The sequence below is a fragment of the Bacillus sp. cl96 genome, from assembly GCF_900100505.1.
Classification (GTDB): Bacteria; Bacillota; Bacilli; order Bacillales; family Bacillaceae_G; genus Bacillus_A; species Bacillus_A cereus.
This window is the reverse complement of the sequence record NZ_FNDM01000009.1, coordinates 162,366-179,648: the sequence shown is the minus strand read 5'-3', so window position 1 is coordinate 179,648 and position 17,283 is coordinate 162,366. Positions and strand designations below refer to the sequence as shown.

Here is a 17,283-nt window from a genome sequence, read left to right as displayed (position 1 = left end):
ACGCGGTCGTTTTTTTATATCATTGTTATAATTTCATGTAACGAACAGATAGTAGGAATATCGTACTTGAGTTGTGAGTTATCCCGATTCAACCATATCCCTTGCATCCCAGCTGCTGTACTACTAATCGCATCAGTCTCTAATCGATCGCCAATATAATAGCAATCTTTCATTTCAAGGTTCGATTGTAATACGGTTCTGTGAAAAATTTCAGGATCTGGTTTCGATATACCAAGTTCACTAGAAGTAAATATATATTTGAAAAAAATCTATAATACCATTTCTTTCAGCAGCCTCATAATCAAGTAAAGTTCCATCAATATCAAAGAAAATCATATTACAATCTCCTTAACTACTTAGTGCTTTCTGCAAGCTTATATCTTTTTACAAACAATAGAGTCACATAAGAAACAATAAATGAGAAAATGCTATACATGCCGACCCAAAAGAAAAATTTTGGAGTAAAGGCGATAACACCTATTATTAAAAAACTAGCAAACGTTACAATCGGCATTACGTAATACGTTTTCGTTTTGCGTGTTCCAATAACAGATACGATAAAGATAAATAATGGACAAATTAATAAGACGAAAATCAATTCATTCATAGGTATGTCCCCTTTTCTAATTGCAGTAATCTGTTTCTCGTAAACGTTTTGAAAAAATTACTCTCCTAATATAATTTCGCTGAGTAATAACGAATCCCTCTTGAAAACTGATAATTCATGATGAATTTTACAAGCAAAAAACGTAAGCAAGAGAACACTTGCTTACGTTATAGGATAAACATCGCAACGATCGTGGTGACAATTAAACCGATAACAACCGGTAAAAAGTTTCGGCGTGCCAGTTCAAATGGATCTACCTTGCAAATTGCAGCAGCAGGAATAAGTGCCCAAGGAATTAACGTCCCGCCCCCGGTCCATATAGCTGCAATTTGCCCGAGTGCTGTTAATGTAGCTGTTCCATGGCCAAGTGCTGTTCCAAAAAGATTGGCAATGGAACCAGCAAGTGATATACCTGAAAAACCTGATCCATCTAAGCCGGTAATGACACCCACGATGGTTAATGTCCCTGCCGATACATATTGATTTAAAGGAACAGTTTGAGATAAAGCGATGCCTAAGTCGTTAATGATTCCGTGTGAACCTTTCGGTAAATAGTCTCCGATAATTTTCACAAAGCCACTATCTCCTAAATAAAAGAGTGCAGCGATAGGAATAACTGGTCCGAAAATTTTAAAGCCAAATTGGAGCCCTTCTATGAAATAATCGGTTGTTTTATTCAGTCCATTACCTTTGTAGGCGATGAGAGAAATGATGATAATCATAATAACAGTTGTTCCGCCGATAAGTGCAGTTGCGTCGCTTCCTTGTAGTTTAAATTGAATCATGCAAAGGATATCAATGATATATACGATAGGGATACAAATAGCGAGCCATTTCTTTGTGCGAGGAGATAATGAAGTGAGCGTTTTAGAAGACTCAGTTGATAGAATAGATTCTTGTATAGCTAAGCCTGTATGAAACTCTTTTCGTAAGAAGAAAAAAGCGACGGAAGTTGTCACAACGCCCATAACGATAACGAGTGGAACACTTGCAGATACGACGCTGGAAACAGGGAGACCAGCAGCGTCTGCGGTTAATTTTGGTGCGCCTTGTATAACGAAGTCGCCGGATAAAGCAATCCCATGACCGAATAAGTTCATAGCAATTGCTACTCCAATTGGGGGGAGACCGACGCGTACAGCAACCGGTAATAAAATAGCTCCCATTAAGGCGACAGCGGGAGAAGGCCAAAAGAAGAAAGAAATTGTCATCATCAAAAGGCCAATAATCCAGTAGGCGAGGGTAGGGGTACGGATCATCTTTGTAAATGGTGAAATCATTGTATCATTTATACCGGTATGAACGAGTAAATTGCTCATGGATACAATAATAGAAATGATTAATATAGTTGGTAATAGCTCAGTAATGGCGTAAATAAAACTTTGAAAAATGCCGCTAACGGCAAGAGGGATAGAACTTGTAGCAGTTAATGCTAATAAAAAGATAAAAACGATACAAATAATTGTAGTATCTTTCCGGAGAATAAAAAAGGTAATAATAGTGAGTAAACAAATAACATAGAGAGCGTGTAATAGCGTTAATTCAACTCCCATAACATTCACATCCTTAGGCAATCGTGTAGTTTATTGTATGAAAGTAGGGAAAGTATGTGAGTATAAGAAACAGAAAAAAAGGTAAAATTTCATGTACTGCAATGGTAAGGATAAAAAATGGATGTTACAATACAATTAATCCTAAAAATGGAATTCAAGGAGGGCTTATGCACAAAAAAATTGGATTTTTGGGATTTATCATATCTTGTAGTCTATTAATCATTTTAAAGCTATTTACAAACAATGAATGGATAAGTATTATACCTGTTTTCGGGTTTGTATTTATACTTTTATATAACTGGGATGGTATGAAACAATACAGTAAAAAGTATCGGAATTATGATAGGTATCATCGTTGTTTGCTCATTGTTCGCAGGGGTTATTTTAATAGAGGGTCAGAAACAAATGGAGAAAATGTCTATTTTTCAAGAATGGATGTCTTCTGCAAACGGTCTTTATCTTGTAATTATAGTTGTTATTTTTCTAAGAATTGTTATAAGTATAGCAAGTTACATATTAAAGGAGAAGTAGAATGGGGGAGTACGAATGAGAGAAAAAATAGGATATTATGGTGTGCTAGTTTGTTTACTATTATCAATTATTTCAGGACAATTTCTTAACAGTGAATGGGTACCAGTTATATTATGTATAGGAGTATTGATTTTTGCTCCTATGTATCGCTGGAATGAATGGAAAGCATATAGTCGAAAAAAGAAAATGGTTTTCAGCATCGAATTTGTCATTATAATCAGCACAATTCCGTTTTTGTTATGGAAAGGAAATGAGATAATAGATGGAATTGTAATGTTTCAAGGGTGGTTGTTTATTGCGAAAATGCTATATTTAATATGCATTTTAATGTTGGTAGTGGTAGTCACTAAAATAGTAAACGAAAAGCTATTCGTTAATGAATAAAAGAAAATGCCACCTTATTCGGTGGCATTTCCTCATTTTACTGCATGAGTTTTTTGCATCTTTTTAATTAAACGAATTTGTCCACGATGATTGATTTCATCTTCAAAAACGTGAAACCACTTAAAATAGTTATTTGCTGGTTTGTCATACCAAAAGTCTGTCGTTTTAAATAACCATTCATCAGGTAATGATTGAAATATTGCAATCGTTTTGGAACGTACTTCTTGTAATGTATTGATGTAAAATTCTATAGCGTTTCCTTTTATTTTCTCACGCCCAAGATCGCCTAATTCAATTCCAGGTAACCAGCGTTCTAATTCAGCCTCCGTTGGTTCACGGTCTTCAAAAGTATGAATCTGGTAGTAAAATTCAATAGCGGCCATATGATACAAAAGCATGCCAATTGAATTTGCTTCCTCATCATATAAATAATCAAGTTCTCCAATTGTTAAGCCTTCCACCGCTTGTATTGTTGTATAGCGAGCGTAATTCATCATGGAAACAAGTTTGGAAAATTCAGGCTGTAAACCATCTATCTTGTCGATTACAAAGTTCAATTGAAATTCCCCCTTTTAAAACAATTACTCCAGAGAAAGAATTCTATGTGCAGAGAAAAACTCCTTTTAAAAAGGCCATGATTTTAACAAGGGATTACAATTAGTTCTCTATTTGATTTTGTAATAACTTCATATCCGTCTTTTGTAATGACGATATCATCTTCAATTCTACAACCGCCCCAGTTCGGTATGTAAATGCCCGGTTCAACTGTAACAACCATACCTTCTTTTAATGTAGCTTTACTTTCTTGGGATAAGCGAAGAGGTTCATGTATTTCTAAGCCAAGACCATGACCAGTAGAATGACCAAAATATTGACCATATCCACAATCTGTAATGTAGTTTCTTGTTACATCATCGATACTTTTCGCAGTTTCTCCAGGCTTAATCGCTTCAGTCCCACGTTTTAACGCTTCTCGTACAACATTGTATATTTTTTTGAATTCTTCCGATGGTTCCCCTATTGCTACGGTACGTGTTATATCGGAACAATATCCGTCGTAAAGTGCACCAAAGTCTAATGTAACGATGTCGCCTCGTTCAATTATTTTATTTGATGCAACTCCATGTGGAAGAGAAGAACGAACACCAGAAGCTACAATAATTTGGAATGAAGAAGATGTGGCCCCTTTTTTTCGCATGGAAAATTCTAACTCATCTCGAACGTCAGTCTCGCTTATTCCAGGCTTTAGAAATGTAACAATATGGTGAAATGCTTCGTCAGCGATCGTAGCTGCGATTTTCATTGTTTCTATTTCAGATGTGTCTTTAATAAGTCGAATATCTTCAATAATCTCACACACTGGAACCATTTCTATATGTATATATTTTTGTAGTTTCTTAAATTGTTGCAAAGTCATATTATTGTCTTCTATGCCAAGTTTTTGAATTTTTAATTTTGATACTTGATTTGCAACTTCTTCTTCTAAATTTCCTTTATGCATAATAATTTCTGCTGCTTTTATTTCCGTTTTTGCTTGATCTACGTAACGGAAATCAGTAATGAAAATAGCTTTATGCGCAGCGATTAAGACAACGCCTGCGCTACCTGTAAAGTTTGTTGCGTATTGACGGTTTTCTTTTTTTGTAATAAGTAACCCGTCGATTCCGTAATTATGTAGTTGTTTTTGGATGTTAGTTATTCTTACATTCATTTTAATTCCTCCTTTTTACATTAATAAAGCAAGAATTGTGCCAGTATATTTATTTAGAATAAAAGAGAAGAGGGTAGCTGTGTGTCAAAAAAACTAGACGAATGTAAAATAAATATATATAAAATTTTTACAGTAAGTTTTTATGTGAATGAACAATAATATAAACTCGCAAACGAAAATCTTTTTAATTTAAATATTATATTTTTTGTATAAATGGATTAATTTAATTGGTATAATAAGGGATTGTTACGTTTTTTATAGGTAAAGGGATGTAACGAAAAAAACTGGGTTAAGGAATGTGAGTGTATGAAGAAATTAAGTAAAGTAATGTCATTTTGTTTGGCCGCTAGTATGCTTGTTATAACGGGGTGTGAAACAAGTGAACACAAAGTTCAAGTAAATGAAACGATTGAACAGCTTGATGAAGCGCCAGAAGTGACAGAAAAAGAAGCGGAAAAGATTGTAAGAAAGAGTGTAGATGGAATAGCAAATGCGTTTAGTGAGATGGAAAAAGAAAATGGATGGAGCCGAAATAATCCTGGGGATTTAGAGACAGCTAAAAAAGGAGTTAAAGGATTGGTTTCAGAAAAGTTTGTAGAGAATCAGCTTCCTGAATTGCTTGCTAACTTTAATAGATCGAGAGAGACTGATATGTTACCATTCCCAAATTATTTTCAAACTGAAATAAGATTTTCTTCTTCACAAGATAAAGAAAATTTAACGGTACATACATTAAGTTTAGAAGATGAAATAGGTCATGCGGCCCAAGATTGGGAATTTCATTTGGTGTATAAAGAAGGGGAATGGTTAATGGATAAATGGTCATTCGTTTTTCCTGAAGATTTAAAACTTACAAAAGAAGAAGCAAATAGAATTTTAAAAATGCCAGACGATAAGAATGTGTCATTTGTAAGTGAAGAAAATAGTGGCGATAAGAAATACATATTCAAAGATAGTAACGGATTAATTACTGTAAATGCGAAAACATCTCTTATTTCATACAATGTAGATAAAAATAGGTATGAAAAGGTAACGAAAGAAAGAAATATTCAAGAAACAGAACAAGTACAGAGAAAGGATTCGAGTGCGTATACAGGCTCAAAAGAAGAGAAACAATCGCAAAAAGAATCTTCTTCAAAGATAGATAGAGCAAATGTTTTAAGTGAATTAGCTGCTATAGATAAACAAGAAAAACATACGAATGCTATGTCAACCAATGATATAGTAAATGAAATAGAAGGAAATTATGAACTGTGGGATAATAAACTAAATGAAATTTACAGTACATTAAAAAGTACGATGTCACCTGATGCGTTTCAGTCGTTAAAAACGAAACAAATTGCGTGGGTTAAAGAAAAAGAAAGTAAAGTTAAAGCAATTGGTACTGATACAAATAACGGAACGATGAGGCGTATAGAAGCTTCAGAAGAGAAATATAAGATGACAAAAGCAAGATGTTATGAATTAGTAAATGGGTATATGAACTAGTGTGAACGAATATAAAAAATGCGTTGCTTATAAGCAACGCATTTTTGTATTTACGCTTTTAATTTCATTACAATATCAGCATCTGGTGTTACATATACGGTTTGCTGATTGTCGTACGTAACAAAACCAAGTTTTGCACCACTCGGTTTTTTGACATGGCGTATTTTGGTGAAATCAACAGGTACAGAGCTAGACTCTTTCGCTTTACTGTAATAGGCAGCAATTTTGGCAGCTTCTAGTAAAGTTTCTTCAGCAGGCTCTAAAGAACGAATGACAACGTGAGAGCCAGGTATGTCTTTCGTATGTAACCAAATTTCATCACGGCGGGCAAACTTCGTTGTTAAATAATCATTTTGTTTATTGTTTTTACCAACGAAAATCTCTGTGCCATCACTTGCTACATATTTATCTAATACTGGTTTAGTAGGCTTTTTCTTTGCGTTTTTCGTTTTGCGATTGCGCACATAACCTTCTTCAGCTAATTCCTCACGAATTTCTTCAATATCTTTTGAAGAAGCAGCTTCCATTTGTTGAAGTAAGCTATCAAAATAAAGAATTTCTTCATTTGTTTTTTCGATTTGTTCTTCTACAACAGCAACCGAATTTTTTGCTTTTTGATACTTTTGGAAATAGCGTTGTGCATTTTCAGATGGTGTTTTTAAAGGATCTAATGTGATTTTTACAGTTCCACCATCCTCATCGTAATAATTAACGACCTCAATATCTTTATCGCCCTTTTTTAAAGCGTACATATTGGCTGTAAGTAGCTCTCCAAATAGTTGATATTTATCTGCTTTTCCAGCATCTTGCAGTGTTTTTTCGAGTTTAATGAGTTTTTTCTCGTTTTTATTTTTTTCGTTTTGCATAAAGCGTTCTAAATCATGAGCTTGTTGTTTTACACGATCACGTTCTGCTTTGCCAAAGAAGAAACGATCTAACAATTCGCTCACTGATGAGAATGTTTTTTCTTCTCCTTGCAAGTGTGTAAGAGGGAAAAGATAAAAGAATTCTTTTCCATTTGCAGTAATCATTGTAGGTGTATATGCATGAGATAGTAATGGTGTTTGTATAGAGAAAAATGCTTCTGATAATGCTTTCTCGTTTACCATACCGGCTTTCTTTACTACTTCTTTTGCAAATAATGGGGATATTCCCATGAAAGCACCAACGAGTTGTTTATCCATATTTCCAGATAGAAAGTCTAGCGGTCTAATAAAATCATCTGCGGTTTCAATTTGCAGAGGATTGATTTTATGTTGGGCTGGTGGCGCGACGTACTCAGCACCAGCATATACAGTTCGGTGACGGTTTACGGCTAATGAAACGTGTTTTAAGCTATCTAAAATCACGTTTGTTTTCGTATCTAATAAGATAATGTTACTATGTCGTCCCATTATTTCAATTACTAATGTTTTTAATGATTCGTCTCCGATTTCATTACGACTGCGAACTGTAATTTGAATAATGCGTTCTAAGTCGATTTGTTCAATTTTTTCAATAAACCCACCTTCTAAATGTTTGCGAAGAAGCATACAGAACATCGGCGGTATTGCTGGCGAATCGTAGTTTTGATTCGTTAAGTGCATACGCGCATATGTAGGATGAGATGAAAGAATTAGTTTTTGGTTCTTTCCATTCGCTCGAATATGTAATAAAATCTCGTATTTTGAAGGTTGATATATTTTGGAAATTCTTCCTGTGTAAAGAGAATTTTCAATTTCATGTGTAATCGCTCTTGTAAATAATCCATCGAATGCCATAAATGAACACTCCTTTCTAACTAAATGTTAATTATAGCATTTTTTTGGACGAGGCTGAATAAGCTTTCAATAGAGTATGTCTGGAATCAGGAGGTCGATAGCAGGATGAACTGGTATGGAATGCGAGCACATGAAGTGGAAGAGAGAACGAATACGAATGTAAAGGTTGGACTTACAGAGAAAGAAGCAGAAGGGCGAGTAAAGAAATTTGGTACTAATGAATTAGAAGAAGCAAAAAGGCCTTCTGCACTAATGGTATTTTTAGCACAGTTTAAAGATTTCATGGTACTCGTTTTGTTTGGAGCAACAATTGTTTCTGCGTTTTTAGGTGAATACATTGATTCTATTGCTATTGTTGCCATTGTTATTATCAATGGTATTCTCGGCTTTTTTCAAGAAAGAAAAGCTGAAAAATCATTGGAAGCTTTAAAGGAACTAGCTGCCCCGCAAGTTACTGTAATGCGGAATGGAAAGTGGGTAAAAGCACCATCTAAAGCACTTGTTTTAGGTGATATTATTAAGTTTTCCAGTGGTGATCGTATTGGGGCTGATGTGCGTCTTGTTGAGGCATCAAGTTTATATATTGAAGAGTCTGCTTTGACAGGGGAGTCCGTACCTGTACAAAAGAAGGTAGAAGCACTGCAAGGGCAAGATGTTGCAATTGGGGATCAAAAAAATATGGCTTTTATGGGGACAATGATTACGCGAGGATCTGGTACAGGAGTCGTTGTAGCAACTGGTATGAATACAGCGATGGGGCAAATTGCAAATATGTTGCAAAATGCAGAGCAAATGGAAACGCCACTGCAAAGAAGGTTAGAACAGCTCGGAAAAATATTAATTATTGTAGCTCTTATTTTGACAGCGCTCGTTGTATTGGCTGGTGTGTATCAAGGGAATGAAGTATATCATATGTTTTTAGCTGGCGTATCGCTAGCTGTTGCGGCTATTCCAGAAGGATTGCCAGCAATTGTTACAGTAGCTTTATCACTTGGTGTACAGCGTATGATAAAAAAGAGAGCAATTGTAAGGAAGTTACCGGCCGTAGAAACGTTAGGCTGCGCTTCTGTTATATGCTCTGATAAAACGGGAACAATGACACAAAACAAAATGATGGTAACACATATGTGGTCAGGCGGAGAATTGTGGAAAGTGACAGGGCAAGGATATGAACCTAATGGCTCTTTTATGAAAGGTGAAAAAGAAGTGAATCCAGCTAAGACAAAATCACTTTATCAGCTACTTACATTTGGTTCACTATGTAACAATGCAAATATTATTCAAAAGAAAAAGGCGTACGTATTAGATGGGGATCCAACAGAGGGAGCGCTTGTAGCTGCAGCAATGAAAGCTGGGATAACACGTGAGGCATTGAAAGGGAAATTTGAAATTATTCGTGAATTTCCATTTGATTCAACTCGAAAAATGATGAGTGTTATTGTACGAGATCGAGAGGGGAAAAAGTTTATTGTTACGAAAGGAGCACCGGATGTTCTTTTGCAAATGAGTCAAACAATCTTATGGGGGGATAAGCAGCAGCCGTTAAGTGAGCTATATAGAAAAGAAGTACAGGCGGCTATTCATAGCTTAGGTAGTCAAGCGCTTCGAACAATTGCAGTTGCGTTTAAACCTTTAAAAGTCACGGATTCTATTGAACATGAAAGAGACGTTGAAAAAGATTTTATGTTGGTTGGGATACAAGGTATGATTGACCCGCCAAGGCCAGAAGTCGCGCAGGCGGTAAAAGAGTGTAAAGAAGCTGGTATTCGAACAGTAATGATTACAGGTGATCATAAAGTGACAGCAATGGCGATTGCTGAACAATTAGGAGTTTTACCACCAGATGGACGCGTTGTTGAAGGAGTAGAACTCGCGAATATGGATGTGGAGGAATTAGAAAATGTTGTAGAAGATACGTACGTATTCGCTCGTGTATCACCTGAGCATAAATTGAAAATTGTTAAAGCATTGCAAAATCAAGGACATATAGTAGCGATGACAGGTGATGGAGTGAACGATGCTCCAGCTATAAAAACAGCGGATATTGGGATAGCGATGGGGATTACAGGGACAGATGTTGCAAAAGAAGCCTCTTCACTTGTTTTACTAGATGATAATTTTGCTACAATTAAGTCAGCGATTAAAGAAGGAAGAAATATATACGAGAACATACGTAAGTTCATTCGCTACTTATTGGCGTCAAATGTTGGAGAAATTTTAGTTATGTTATTTGCGATGTTACTTGCATTACCACTGCCGATGGTTCCTATTCAAATTTTATGGGTGAACTTAGTTACTGATGGTTTACCAGCGATGGCATTAGGTTTGGATAAGGCTGAAGGAGATGTGATGAAGAGAACACCGCGTCACCCGAAAGAAGGGGTATTCGCTAGAGGGCTTGCGTGGAAAATAATAAGTCGAGGGTTTTTAATTGGAGCAGTGACGTTAGTGGCGTTTATTATTGCGTATAACCAACATCCAAATGAACTGAAATATGCACAAACTGTAGCGTTTGCGACGTTGGTACTTGCACAGCTTATTCATGTATTTGATTGTCGTAGTGAGCATTCTGTCTTTCACCGTAATCCATTTGGGAACGTGTATTTAGTAGGGGCGGTTATTATTTCGTTACTACTTATGCTAGTGGTTATATATTATCCACCGTTACAACCGATCTTTAGCACAATGCCGATACAAGCAAGAGATTGGTTATTAATTGGAGGTTTGTCATCAATTCCGACTTTCTTACTAGTAGGTTCTTTATTAACAGGGAAAAAGGCTAAGAAGAAAAAGCCAATGTTATATAAGAAGGGATTAAACTTGAAATAGTCAATGTTATGAAAATGTGATATAATTTACAGAAGGTAGTAGAGCCTTGTCTCTATTACCTTTTTCATTGAGTTATTTTATGGCTTGGATGTGATAAAAATGATTTCTAGTATGACAGGGTTTGGAAGATCGAAAGTAGAAAGTGATACTTTTCAAATTACAGTAGAAATGAAATCGGTGAACCACCGTTTTTTAGAGATGAGTATTCGACTTCCTAAGCAAATGATGGTATTTGAGGACAAAATTCGTAAAATAATTGCACAGCAAGTTCGACGTGGACGCATCGAAGTGTCTATTAGTATAGCAGGTGAAGGACTTGTTGAAAGAAAATTAAGTGTGAATTGGTCACTTCTTGAGCAGTACCAATCGATGATGGAAGATATAAAAGGGAAATTTCAATTACAAGATTCTATTACACTTCAGCAATTAATGGCAATGCCAGAAGTAACAGCAATTGAAGAAATAGAAAATGTAAATGAACATTTTGAGAACAGTTTATATGAGGCTGTTCGTCAAGCTGCTCATATGTTGAAAACGATGAGAGATGGCGAAGGAGAACGATTACATAAAGATATAGCGTATCGTTTACAAGAGATTAGCAATTGTGTAAATGCGATTATTCCACATGCACCAATTGTTACACAAAAATATCGTGAACGATTAGAAAATCGCTTAAAAGAATTACATAATCAAGATCTAGATGAACAAAGATTGCTAACAGAAGTCGCAATCTTTGCAGAGCGTTGTGATATTCATGAAGAGTTAGTTCGTTTGCAAAGTCATTTAGAGCAATTTCGTGAAACATTGCAGATTGAAGAGCCTGTTGGAAGGAAAATGGATTTCATCGTGCAAGAGATGCATAGAGAAATTAATACGATTGGTTCTAAGGCAAATGACTTAACAATTTCAAAATATGTTGTAGAAATGAAAAATAACCTTGAAAAAATTCGTGAACAAGTACAAAATATTGAGTAGCTTTCAAAAAATATATAAAGTTATACGTGGTGGAGAAATCGGATAGACTTACTAGGAGGCGCAAACTATGGCCATGCGGTTTTTAAATATTGGATACGGAAATATTGTATCTGCTCATCGAATTATTGCTATTGTAAGTCCGGAGTCAGCTCCTATTAAACGAACAGTACAAGAAGCACGCGAACATAATGCTTTGCTTGATGCTACGTATGGGAGAAAAACAAGGGCGGTTATTGTTATGGATGATGGGCATGTTGTATTAAGTCCAATTCAACCAGAGACGATTGCACATCGTTTGAATAATAAAGAAGATTTAAGTGAGGAAGGGTAGGTTTTACATATTTATGAGAAGTAGAAGAGGATTGCTCATCGTTCTTTCAGGGCCTTCTGGGGTTGGAAAAGGGACGGTTCGTAAAGAGCTGTTTAGCCATGAGGATACACGTTTTCAGTACTCTATTTCAGTAACGACACGTAAGCCGCGTGAAGGTGAAGTAGATGGTGTGGATTATTTCTTTAAAGAAAGAGAAGAATTCGAGGAAATGATTCGTAATGAAAAATTACTTGAGTGGGCTGAGTTCGTAGGTAATTATTACGGAACACCGATTGACTATGTTGAAAAAACATTACAAGAAGGAAAAGATGTATTCTTAGAAATTGAAGTGCAAGGAGCAATTCAAGTTAAGAAAGCTTTCCCAGAAGGTGTATTTATTTTCTTAGCACCTCCAAGTTTATCTGAACTAAAGAGCCGTATTGTCGGACGTGGTACAGAGACTGAAGATGTTATTGAAAATCGTTTAACTGTAGCGAAAGAAGAAATCGAGATGATGGACGCTTACGACTATGTAGTAGAAAACGATCAAGTTGAATTAGCTTGTGATAGAATTAAAGCAATTGTGGTTGGCGAACATTGCCGCCGCGAAAGGGTAGCAAAATATTATAAAGAAATGACGGAGGGTCTATAATTATGTTAAATCCATCAATTGACTCATTACTACAAAAAATCGATTCTAAGTACACTTTAGTAACAGTGGCTGCAAAACGCGCACGTGAAATGCAACTTGCTAATAACTGTGTTGTAGAAAAACCTGTTTCTCATAAATGTGTAGGTAAAGCATTAGAAGAAATCGATGCAGAAGCATTAAGCTACGTACCAAGTGAAGATAAAGTAGCTGAATAAGCCTTTGCCTTCGACAAAATAAAACATAGACTTTATAATTTTCTATGTAACGGTAACAACCTATTTACAAGTAGGTTGTTATTTTTTTACGAAAGGAATGAAATATCGGTACTGACGAGCTGAGAATTCTATTTCAGTATTATAAGTTTGAAAAAGAAAGAGGACGAGTCATATGCTAAAAGGGAAAAAGATACTTTTATGTGTAACAGGAGGCATTGCGGTTTTTAAAGCAGCTGCGTTAACGAGTAAATTGACACAATCTGGCGCGATTGTCAAAGTAATGATGAGTGAGTCGGCAATGAAGTTTGTTACGCCTCTTACATTCCAAGCGCTTTCTCGCCATGATGTATATACGGATACATTCGATGAGAAAGACTCAGCTGTTATTGCTCATATTGATTTAGCAGATTGGGCGGATGTTGTACTTGTCGCACCTGCTACTGCCAATTGTATTGGAAAGTTAGCTGGTGGTATTGCAGATGATATGATTACAACTACTTTGTTAGCTACTACAGCTCCGGTATGGATTGCGCCTGCTATGAATGTGCATATGTATGAAAATAAAATAGTTCAAAAAAATATGATGACATTGAAAACGCTAGGATATACATTTATTGAGCCTGGGGAAGGCTTTTTAGCATGTGGATATGTAGCGAAGGGACGACTAGAAGAACCTGAAGCAATTATTGCACGGTTAGAGGAAGCTTTCTCAGAACACAAACCATTGCAGGGAAAAAGAATATTAATAACTGCTGGCCCAACACGTGAAAAGGTTGATCCAGTTCGTTTTATGACGAATTTTTCTTCTGGGAAAATGGGGTATGCGATTGCGGAAGTGGCAGCGAATTTAGGCGCTGATGTTATACTCGTTTCAGGACCGACAGCATTAAATCCACCGTTACATGTAACGACAGTGCAAGTGGAATCTGCACAAGATATGTTAGAAGCAGTTCTTCAACATTATCAAAACGTAGACGTTGTCATTAAAACAGCAGCAGTTGCAGATTATCGTCCGAAATATGTGCATGAGAATAAAATGAAAAAGCAAAATGGTGATGCTGTCATTGAACTTGAAAGAACGGTGGATATTTTAAAAACATTAGGTCAGAAAAAGGATAAACAGTTACTTATCGGTTTTGCTGCTGAAACGACAAATGTAGAGGAATATGCAACGAAAAAACTACGTGAGAAAAATGCAGATATGATTGTCGCGAATGACGTAAAAGCGCAAGGAGCTGGATTTGGCACGGATACGAATATTGTAACAATGTATAGAAAAGATGGAAAAGTTATTGAGTTGCCACTTTTAATGAAAAAAGAGGTAGCTCGTGAAATATTGAAGCAAATTGAAATGATGTTAGAAGATGATCGTTTATGAAATTTGCAAGTGTAATTGTTGATGTACCTGCCCGTCAGACAGATCGACCATTTGATTACATTATTCCTAAAAAATGGGAAGATATTATACAGACAGGAATGCGTGTGGTAGTTCCGTTTGGGCCAAGAAAATTGCAAGGTTTTATTATTGGGATTAAAGATTCGGTGGATGTAGAAAGTAAGAAGTTAAAGACAATCCATGAAATATTAGATGTAACACCGGTTTTAAATGATGAATTATTAAAGCTTGGATATTGGCTTACAAGTGAAACGTTATGCTACATGATTTCAGCTTTTCAAGTGATGCTTCCAACTGCGATAAAAGCAACGTATAAAAAACGTCTACAACTTTGTAAACAGGAAGAAATAGCACCAGAAATACTATATTTATTTCAGGATAAAGAAGCAATTGATTTTGAAGTAATCGAGCAACAGCCACATTTATACCGAACTATTCAGCAAGAAATTAAAAATGGTACGGTTGAAGTCGTTTATCAAGTGAAAGATAAAGTACAAAAGAAGAAGCAAAGAGTGGTTCAGCCGGAGTTGCCAGAAGATAAATTGGAATTAGCGGCATTTGAACTGAAAAGTAAAAAACAACAAGATGTACTTTATTATTTTGTGGAAAATTATAAAAGTACACCGTTGAAAGTAATTACAGAAGAGTTGCAAATAACAGATGCTCCAATAAAAGCACTTGTTAAAAAGGGATTCATTTCAGAAAAGTATGTGGAAGTATACCGAAATCCGTATGACGATGATGATTTTGAACAAACAAAACCATTTCCACTTACGGAGGAACAAAAACAAGTTATTACACCGATTTTATCATCAATTACAAATGAAACTTATAATCCATTTTTGCTATATGGTGTTACAGGAAGTGGAAAGACAGAAGTATATTTACAATCTATAGCAGCAGTGCTCAAGAAAGGAAAAGAAGCTATCGTTCTTGTTCCTGAAATTGCACTAACGCCCCAAATGGTGGATCGTTTTAAAGGTAGGTTTGGCTCGCAAGTTGCAGTTCTTCATAGTGCGTTGTCTGTTGGAGAAAAGTATGACGAGTGGCGTAAGATTTTAAGAAAAGAAGTGAAAGTTGTAGTTGGTGCGCGTTCAGCTGTTTTTGCGCCTTTTGAGAATTTAGGGATTATTATTATTGATGAAGAGCATGAATCAAGTTACAAACAAGAAGATAATCCGAGGTATCATGCAAGAGATGTAGCTGTCTGGAGAGGACAATATCATAAATGTCCTATCGTTCTTGGTAGTGCGACACCAACACTTGAATCGTTTGCAAGGGCGAAAAAAGGTGTTTATGAACTATTAACAATGGAAAAACGTATGAATGAACAAGCTTTACCAACGGTAGAGATTGTTGACATGCGAGAAGAACTTCGTGACGGGAATCGATCAATGTTTTCTAAGGCGCTGCATGAAAAAATAGCAGATCGATTAGAAAAGAAAGAACAAATGGTACTCTTTTTAAATAGAAGAGGTCATTCTACATTTGTTATGTGCCGTGATTGTGGGTATGTTGTCCAATGTCCGCATTGTGATATTTCATTGACATATCATAAAATGAATCATCGTTTAAAATGTCATTATTGTAGTTACGAAGAGAATATGCCAACTGAGTGTCCAGCTTGTCAAAGTACATACATTCGTTTCTTTGGTACAGGTACACAAAAGGTAGAAGAAGAAATTACAAAACTATTTCCAGAGGCGCGAGTCATTCGAATGGATGTAGATACGACAAGTCGAAAAGGAATGCATGAAAAATTATTAAAGGCGTTTGGGGAAGAAAAAGCAGATATATTACTTGGAACACAAATGATTGCTAAAGGATTAGATTTTCCGAAAGTAACGCTCGTTGGGGTTTTAACTGCAGATACGATGCTTCACTTACCTGATTTTCGGGCGAGTGAAAAGACATATCAGTTATTGACGCAAGTAAGTGGACGAGCGGGTAGACATGAATTGCCAGGGGAAGTTGTGATTCAAACGTATACGCCAGAACATTACAGTATAGAGTTAGCGAAGAACCAACAATATGATGTGTTTTTTGACCAAGAAATGCAAATGAGACGAACAAGACAATATCCCCCATATTACTATGTTGTACTCGTAACTGTATCTCATCCAGAATTATTAAAAGCGGTACAAGTGACGGAAAAAATTGCCTCGTATTTACGAACGCATTGCTCACAGCAAACAATGGTGCTAGGACCAGTTGCTTCAGCGATTCCAAGGATAAAAGATAGATATCGTTATCAATGCATGATAAAATACAAACGGGAACCAAACTTAAAGAACGTGCTCAAAATGGTAAATGAACATTATCAAGCAGAAATGCAAAAAGAGCTACAAATCTCAATTGATTTTAATCCAACAATGTTAATGTAGCGGAGGGAAATATGGCAGTTTTAGAAATAATAAAGCATCCAAATGAAGTGTTAGAAACACCATGCGAAAGAGTAATTAACTTTGATAAAAAGTTAGTGAAATTGTTGAAAGATATGCATGAAACAATGTTAATTGCGGACGGAGTCGGTTTAGCTGCGCCTCAAGTAGGTGTAAGCTTGCAAGTAGCGGTTGTTGATGTCGATGATGATACTGGGAAAATCGAGTTAATCAATCCATCAATATTAGAAAAACGTGGTGAACAAGTAGGTCCCGAAGGCTGTTTAAGCTTCCCGGGACTTTATGGTGAAGTAGAACGTGCCGATTATATTAAAGTAAGAGCGCAAAATCGCCGTGGGAAAGTATTCTTATTAGAAGCGGAAGGATTTTTAGCGCGTGCAATTCAACATGAAATTGATCATTTACACGGTGTTTTATTTACATCGAAAGTGACAAGATATTATGAAGAAAACGAACTAGAATAGGTGTTA

15 protein-coding genes and 2 pseudogenes are annotated in these 17,283 nt (G+C 36.0%); 11 read left to right on the top strand and 6 right to left on the bottom strand.

What is annotated here, in order from left to right; translation table 11 throughout:
- Positions 1-14 precede the first annotated feature (14 nt).
- From BLT20_RS19890 to BLT20_RS19880, 3 genes and pseudogenes are all read right to left on the bottom strand, one after another.
- A pseudogene (locus tag BLT20_RS19890) lies at positions 15-266 on the bottom strand (HAD family hydrolase); the annotation flags it as partial.
- Between the two features lie 86 nt (positions 267-352).
- Positions 353-607, bottom strand: coding sequence for a YbeF family protein (locus BLT20_RS19885; protein ID WP_001003919.1), 255 nt, complete (start codon positions 605-607; stop codon positions 353-355).
- A gap of 167 nt (positions 608-774) precedes the next feature.
- Positions 775-2,160: a membrane protein gene (locus BLT20_RS19880; RefSeq protein ID WP_000537905.1), complete on the bottom strand. Its 1,386-nt coding sequence runs from the start codon at positions 2,158-2,160 to the stop codon at positions 775-777.
- Positions 2,161-2,327: 167 nt separating this feature from the next.
- Between BLT20_RS19880 and BLT20_RS19875 the strand changes: the two are divergent.
- Both BLT20_RS19875 and BLT20_RS19870 read left to right on the top strand, forming a co-directional pair.
- Positions 2,328-2,691, top strand: a pseudogene (locus tag BLT20_RS19875) (YoqO family protein).
- Between the two features lie 15 nt (positions 2,692-2,706).
- Positions 2,707-3,075, top strand: a complete 369-nt coding sequence (locus tag BLT20_RS19870; RefSeq protein ID WP_001208250.1) for a YoqO family protein — start codon at positions 2,707-2,709, stop codon at positions 3,073-3,075.
- Positions 3,076-3,107: 32 nt separating this feature from the next.
- Here the strand turns inward: BLT20_RS19870 and BLT20_RS19865 are convergent, their stop codons facing one another.
- Positions 3,108-3,632 carry a DinB family protein gene (locus BLT20_RS19865; RefSeq protein ID WP_001012035.1) on the bottom strand — a complete coding sequence of 175 codons (525 nt, stop codon included), beginning with the start codon at positions 3,630-3,632 and terminating at the stop codon, positions 3,108-3,110.
- Positions 3,633-3,715: 83 nt separating this feature from the next.
- The gene (locus BLT20_RS19860) at positions 3,716-4,786 is read right to left on the bottom strand and encodes a M24 family metallopeptidase (protein ID WP_001102863.1); all 1,071 of its coding nucleotides are present in this window, start codon (positions 4,784-4,786) and stop codon (positions 3,716-3,718) included.
- A 306-nt stretch (positions 4,787-5,092) separates the two neighbouring features.
- Between BLT20_RS19860 and BLT20_RS19855 the strand changes: the two genes are divergently transcribed.
- Complete coding sequence (locus BLT20_RS19855; RefSeq protein WP_000736518.1) at positions 5,093-6,274, top strand: lysozyme inhibitor LprI family protein; 1,182 nt, start codon at positions 5,093-5,095, stop codon at positions 6,272-6,274.
- 50 nt (positions 6,275-6,324) lie between these two features.
- On the opposite strand, the gene BLT20_RS19850 is transcribed toward BLT20_RS19855, so the two are convergent.
- On the bottom strand, positions 6,325-8,034 hold the full coding sequence (locus tag BLT20_RS19850) for an Rqc2 family fibronectin-binding protein (RefSeq protein ID WP_000863284.1): 1,710 nt from the start codon (positions 8,032-8,034) through the stop codon (positions 6,325-6,327).
- A 105-nt stretch (positions 8,035-8,139) separates the two neighbouring features.
- Here BLT20_RS19850 and BLT20_RS19845 point away from each other — a divergent pair, with 105 nt between their 5' ends.
- From BLT20_RS19845 to def, 8 genes are all read left to right on the top strand, one after another.
- The gene (locus tag BLT20_RS19845) at positions 8,140-10,863 is read left to right on the top strand and encodes a calcium-translocating P-type ATPase, SERCA-type (protein ID WP_001104778.1); all 2,724 of its coding nucleotides are present in this window, start codon (positions 8,140-8,142) and stop codon (positions 10,861-10,863) included.
- Positions 10,864-10,962: 99 nt separating this feature from the next.
- A complete protein-coding gene (locus tag BLT20_RS19840) occupies positions 10,963-11,838 on the top strand; it encodes a YicC/YloC family endoribonuclease (RefSeq protein ID WP_000625869.1) in 876 nt (291 codons plus the stop codon).
- A 67-nt stretch (positions 11,839-11,905) separates the two neighbouring features.
- On the top strand, positions 11,906-12,169 hold the full coding sequence (gene remA, locus BLT20_RS19835; protein WP_001251456.1) for an extracellular matrix/biofilm regulator RemA: 264 nt from the start codon (positions 11,906-11,908) through the stop codon (positions 12,167-12,169).
- A 13-nt stretch (positions 12,170-12,182) separates the two neighbouring features.
- Entirely contained in the window at positions 12,183-12,800 is a 618-nt protein-coding gene (gmk, locus tag BLT20_RS19830; RefSeq protein WP_001257741.1) for a guanylate kinase, read from the top strand.
- A 2-nt stretch (positions 12,801-12,802) separates the two neighbouring features.
- On the top strand, positions 12,803-13,015 hold the full coding sequence (gene rpoZ, locus BLT20_RS19825; RefSeq protein WP_000933960.1) for a DNA-directed RNA polymerase subunit omega: 213 nt from the start codon (positions 12,803-12,805) through the stop codon (positions 13,013-13,015).
- Positions 13,016-13,187: 172 nt separating this feature from the next.
- Positions 13,188-14,393: a bifunctional phosphopantothenoylcysteine decarboxylase/phosphopantothenate--cysteine ligase CoaBC gene (gene coaBC, locus BLT20_RS19820; protein ID WP_000911750.1), complete on the top strand. Its 1,206-nt coding sequence runs from the start codon at positions 13,188-13,190 to the stop codon at positions 14,391-14,393.
- A complete protein-coding gene (gene priA / locus BLT20_RS19815; protein ID WP_000666701.1) occupies positions 14,390-16,795 on the top strand; it encodes a primosomal protein N' in 2,406 nt (801 codons plus the stop codon). The genes coaBC and priA overlap by 4 nt, the downstream gene beginning before the upstream one ends.
- An 11-nt stretch (positions 16,796-16,806) precedes the next feature.
- A complete protein-coding gene (gene def, locus BLT20_RS19810) occupies positions 16,807-17,277 on the top strand; it encodes a peptide deformylase (RefSeq protein ID WP_000279455.1) in 471 nt (156 codons plus the stop codon).
- The last annotated feature ends 6 nt before the right edge of the window (positions 17,278-17,283 follow it).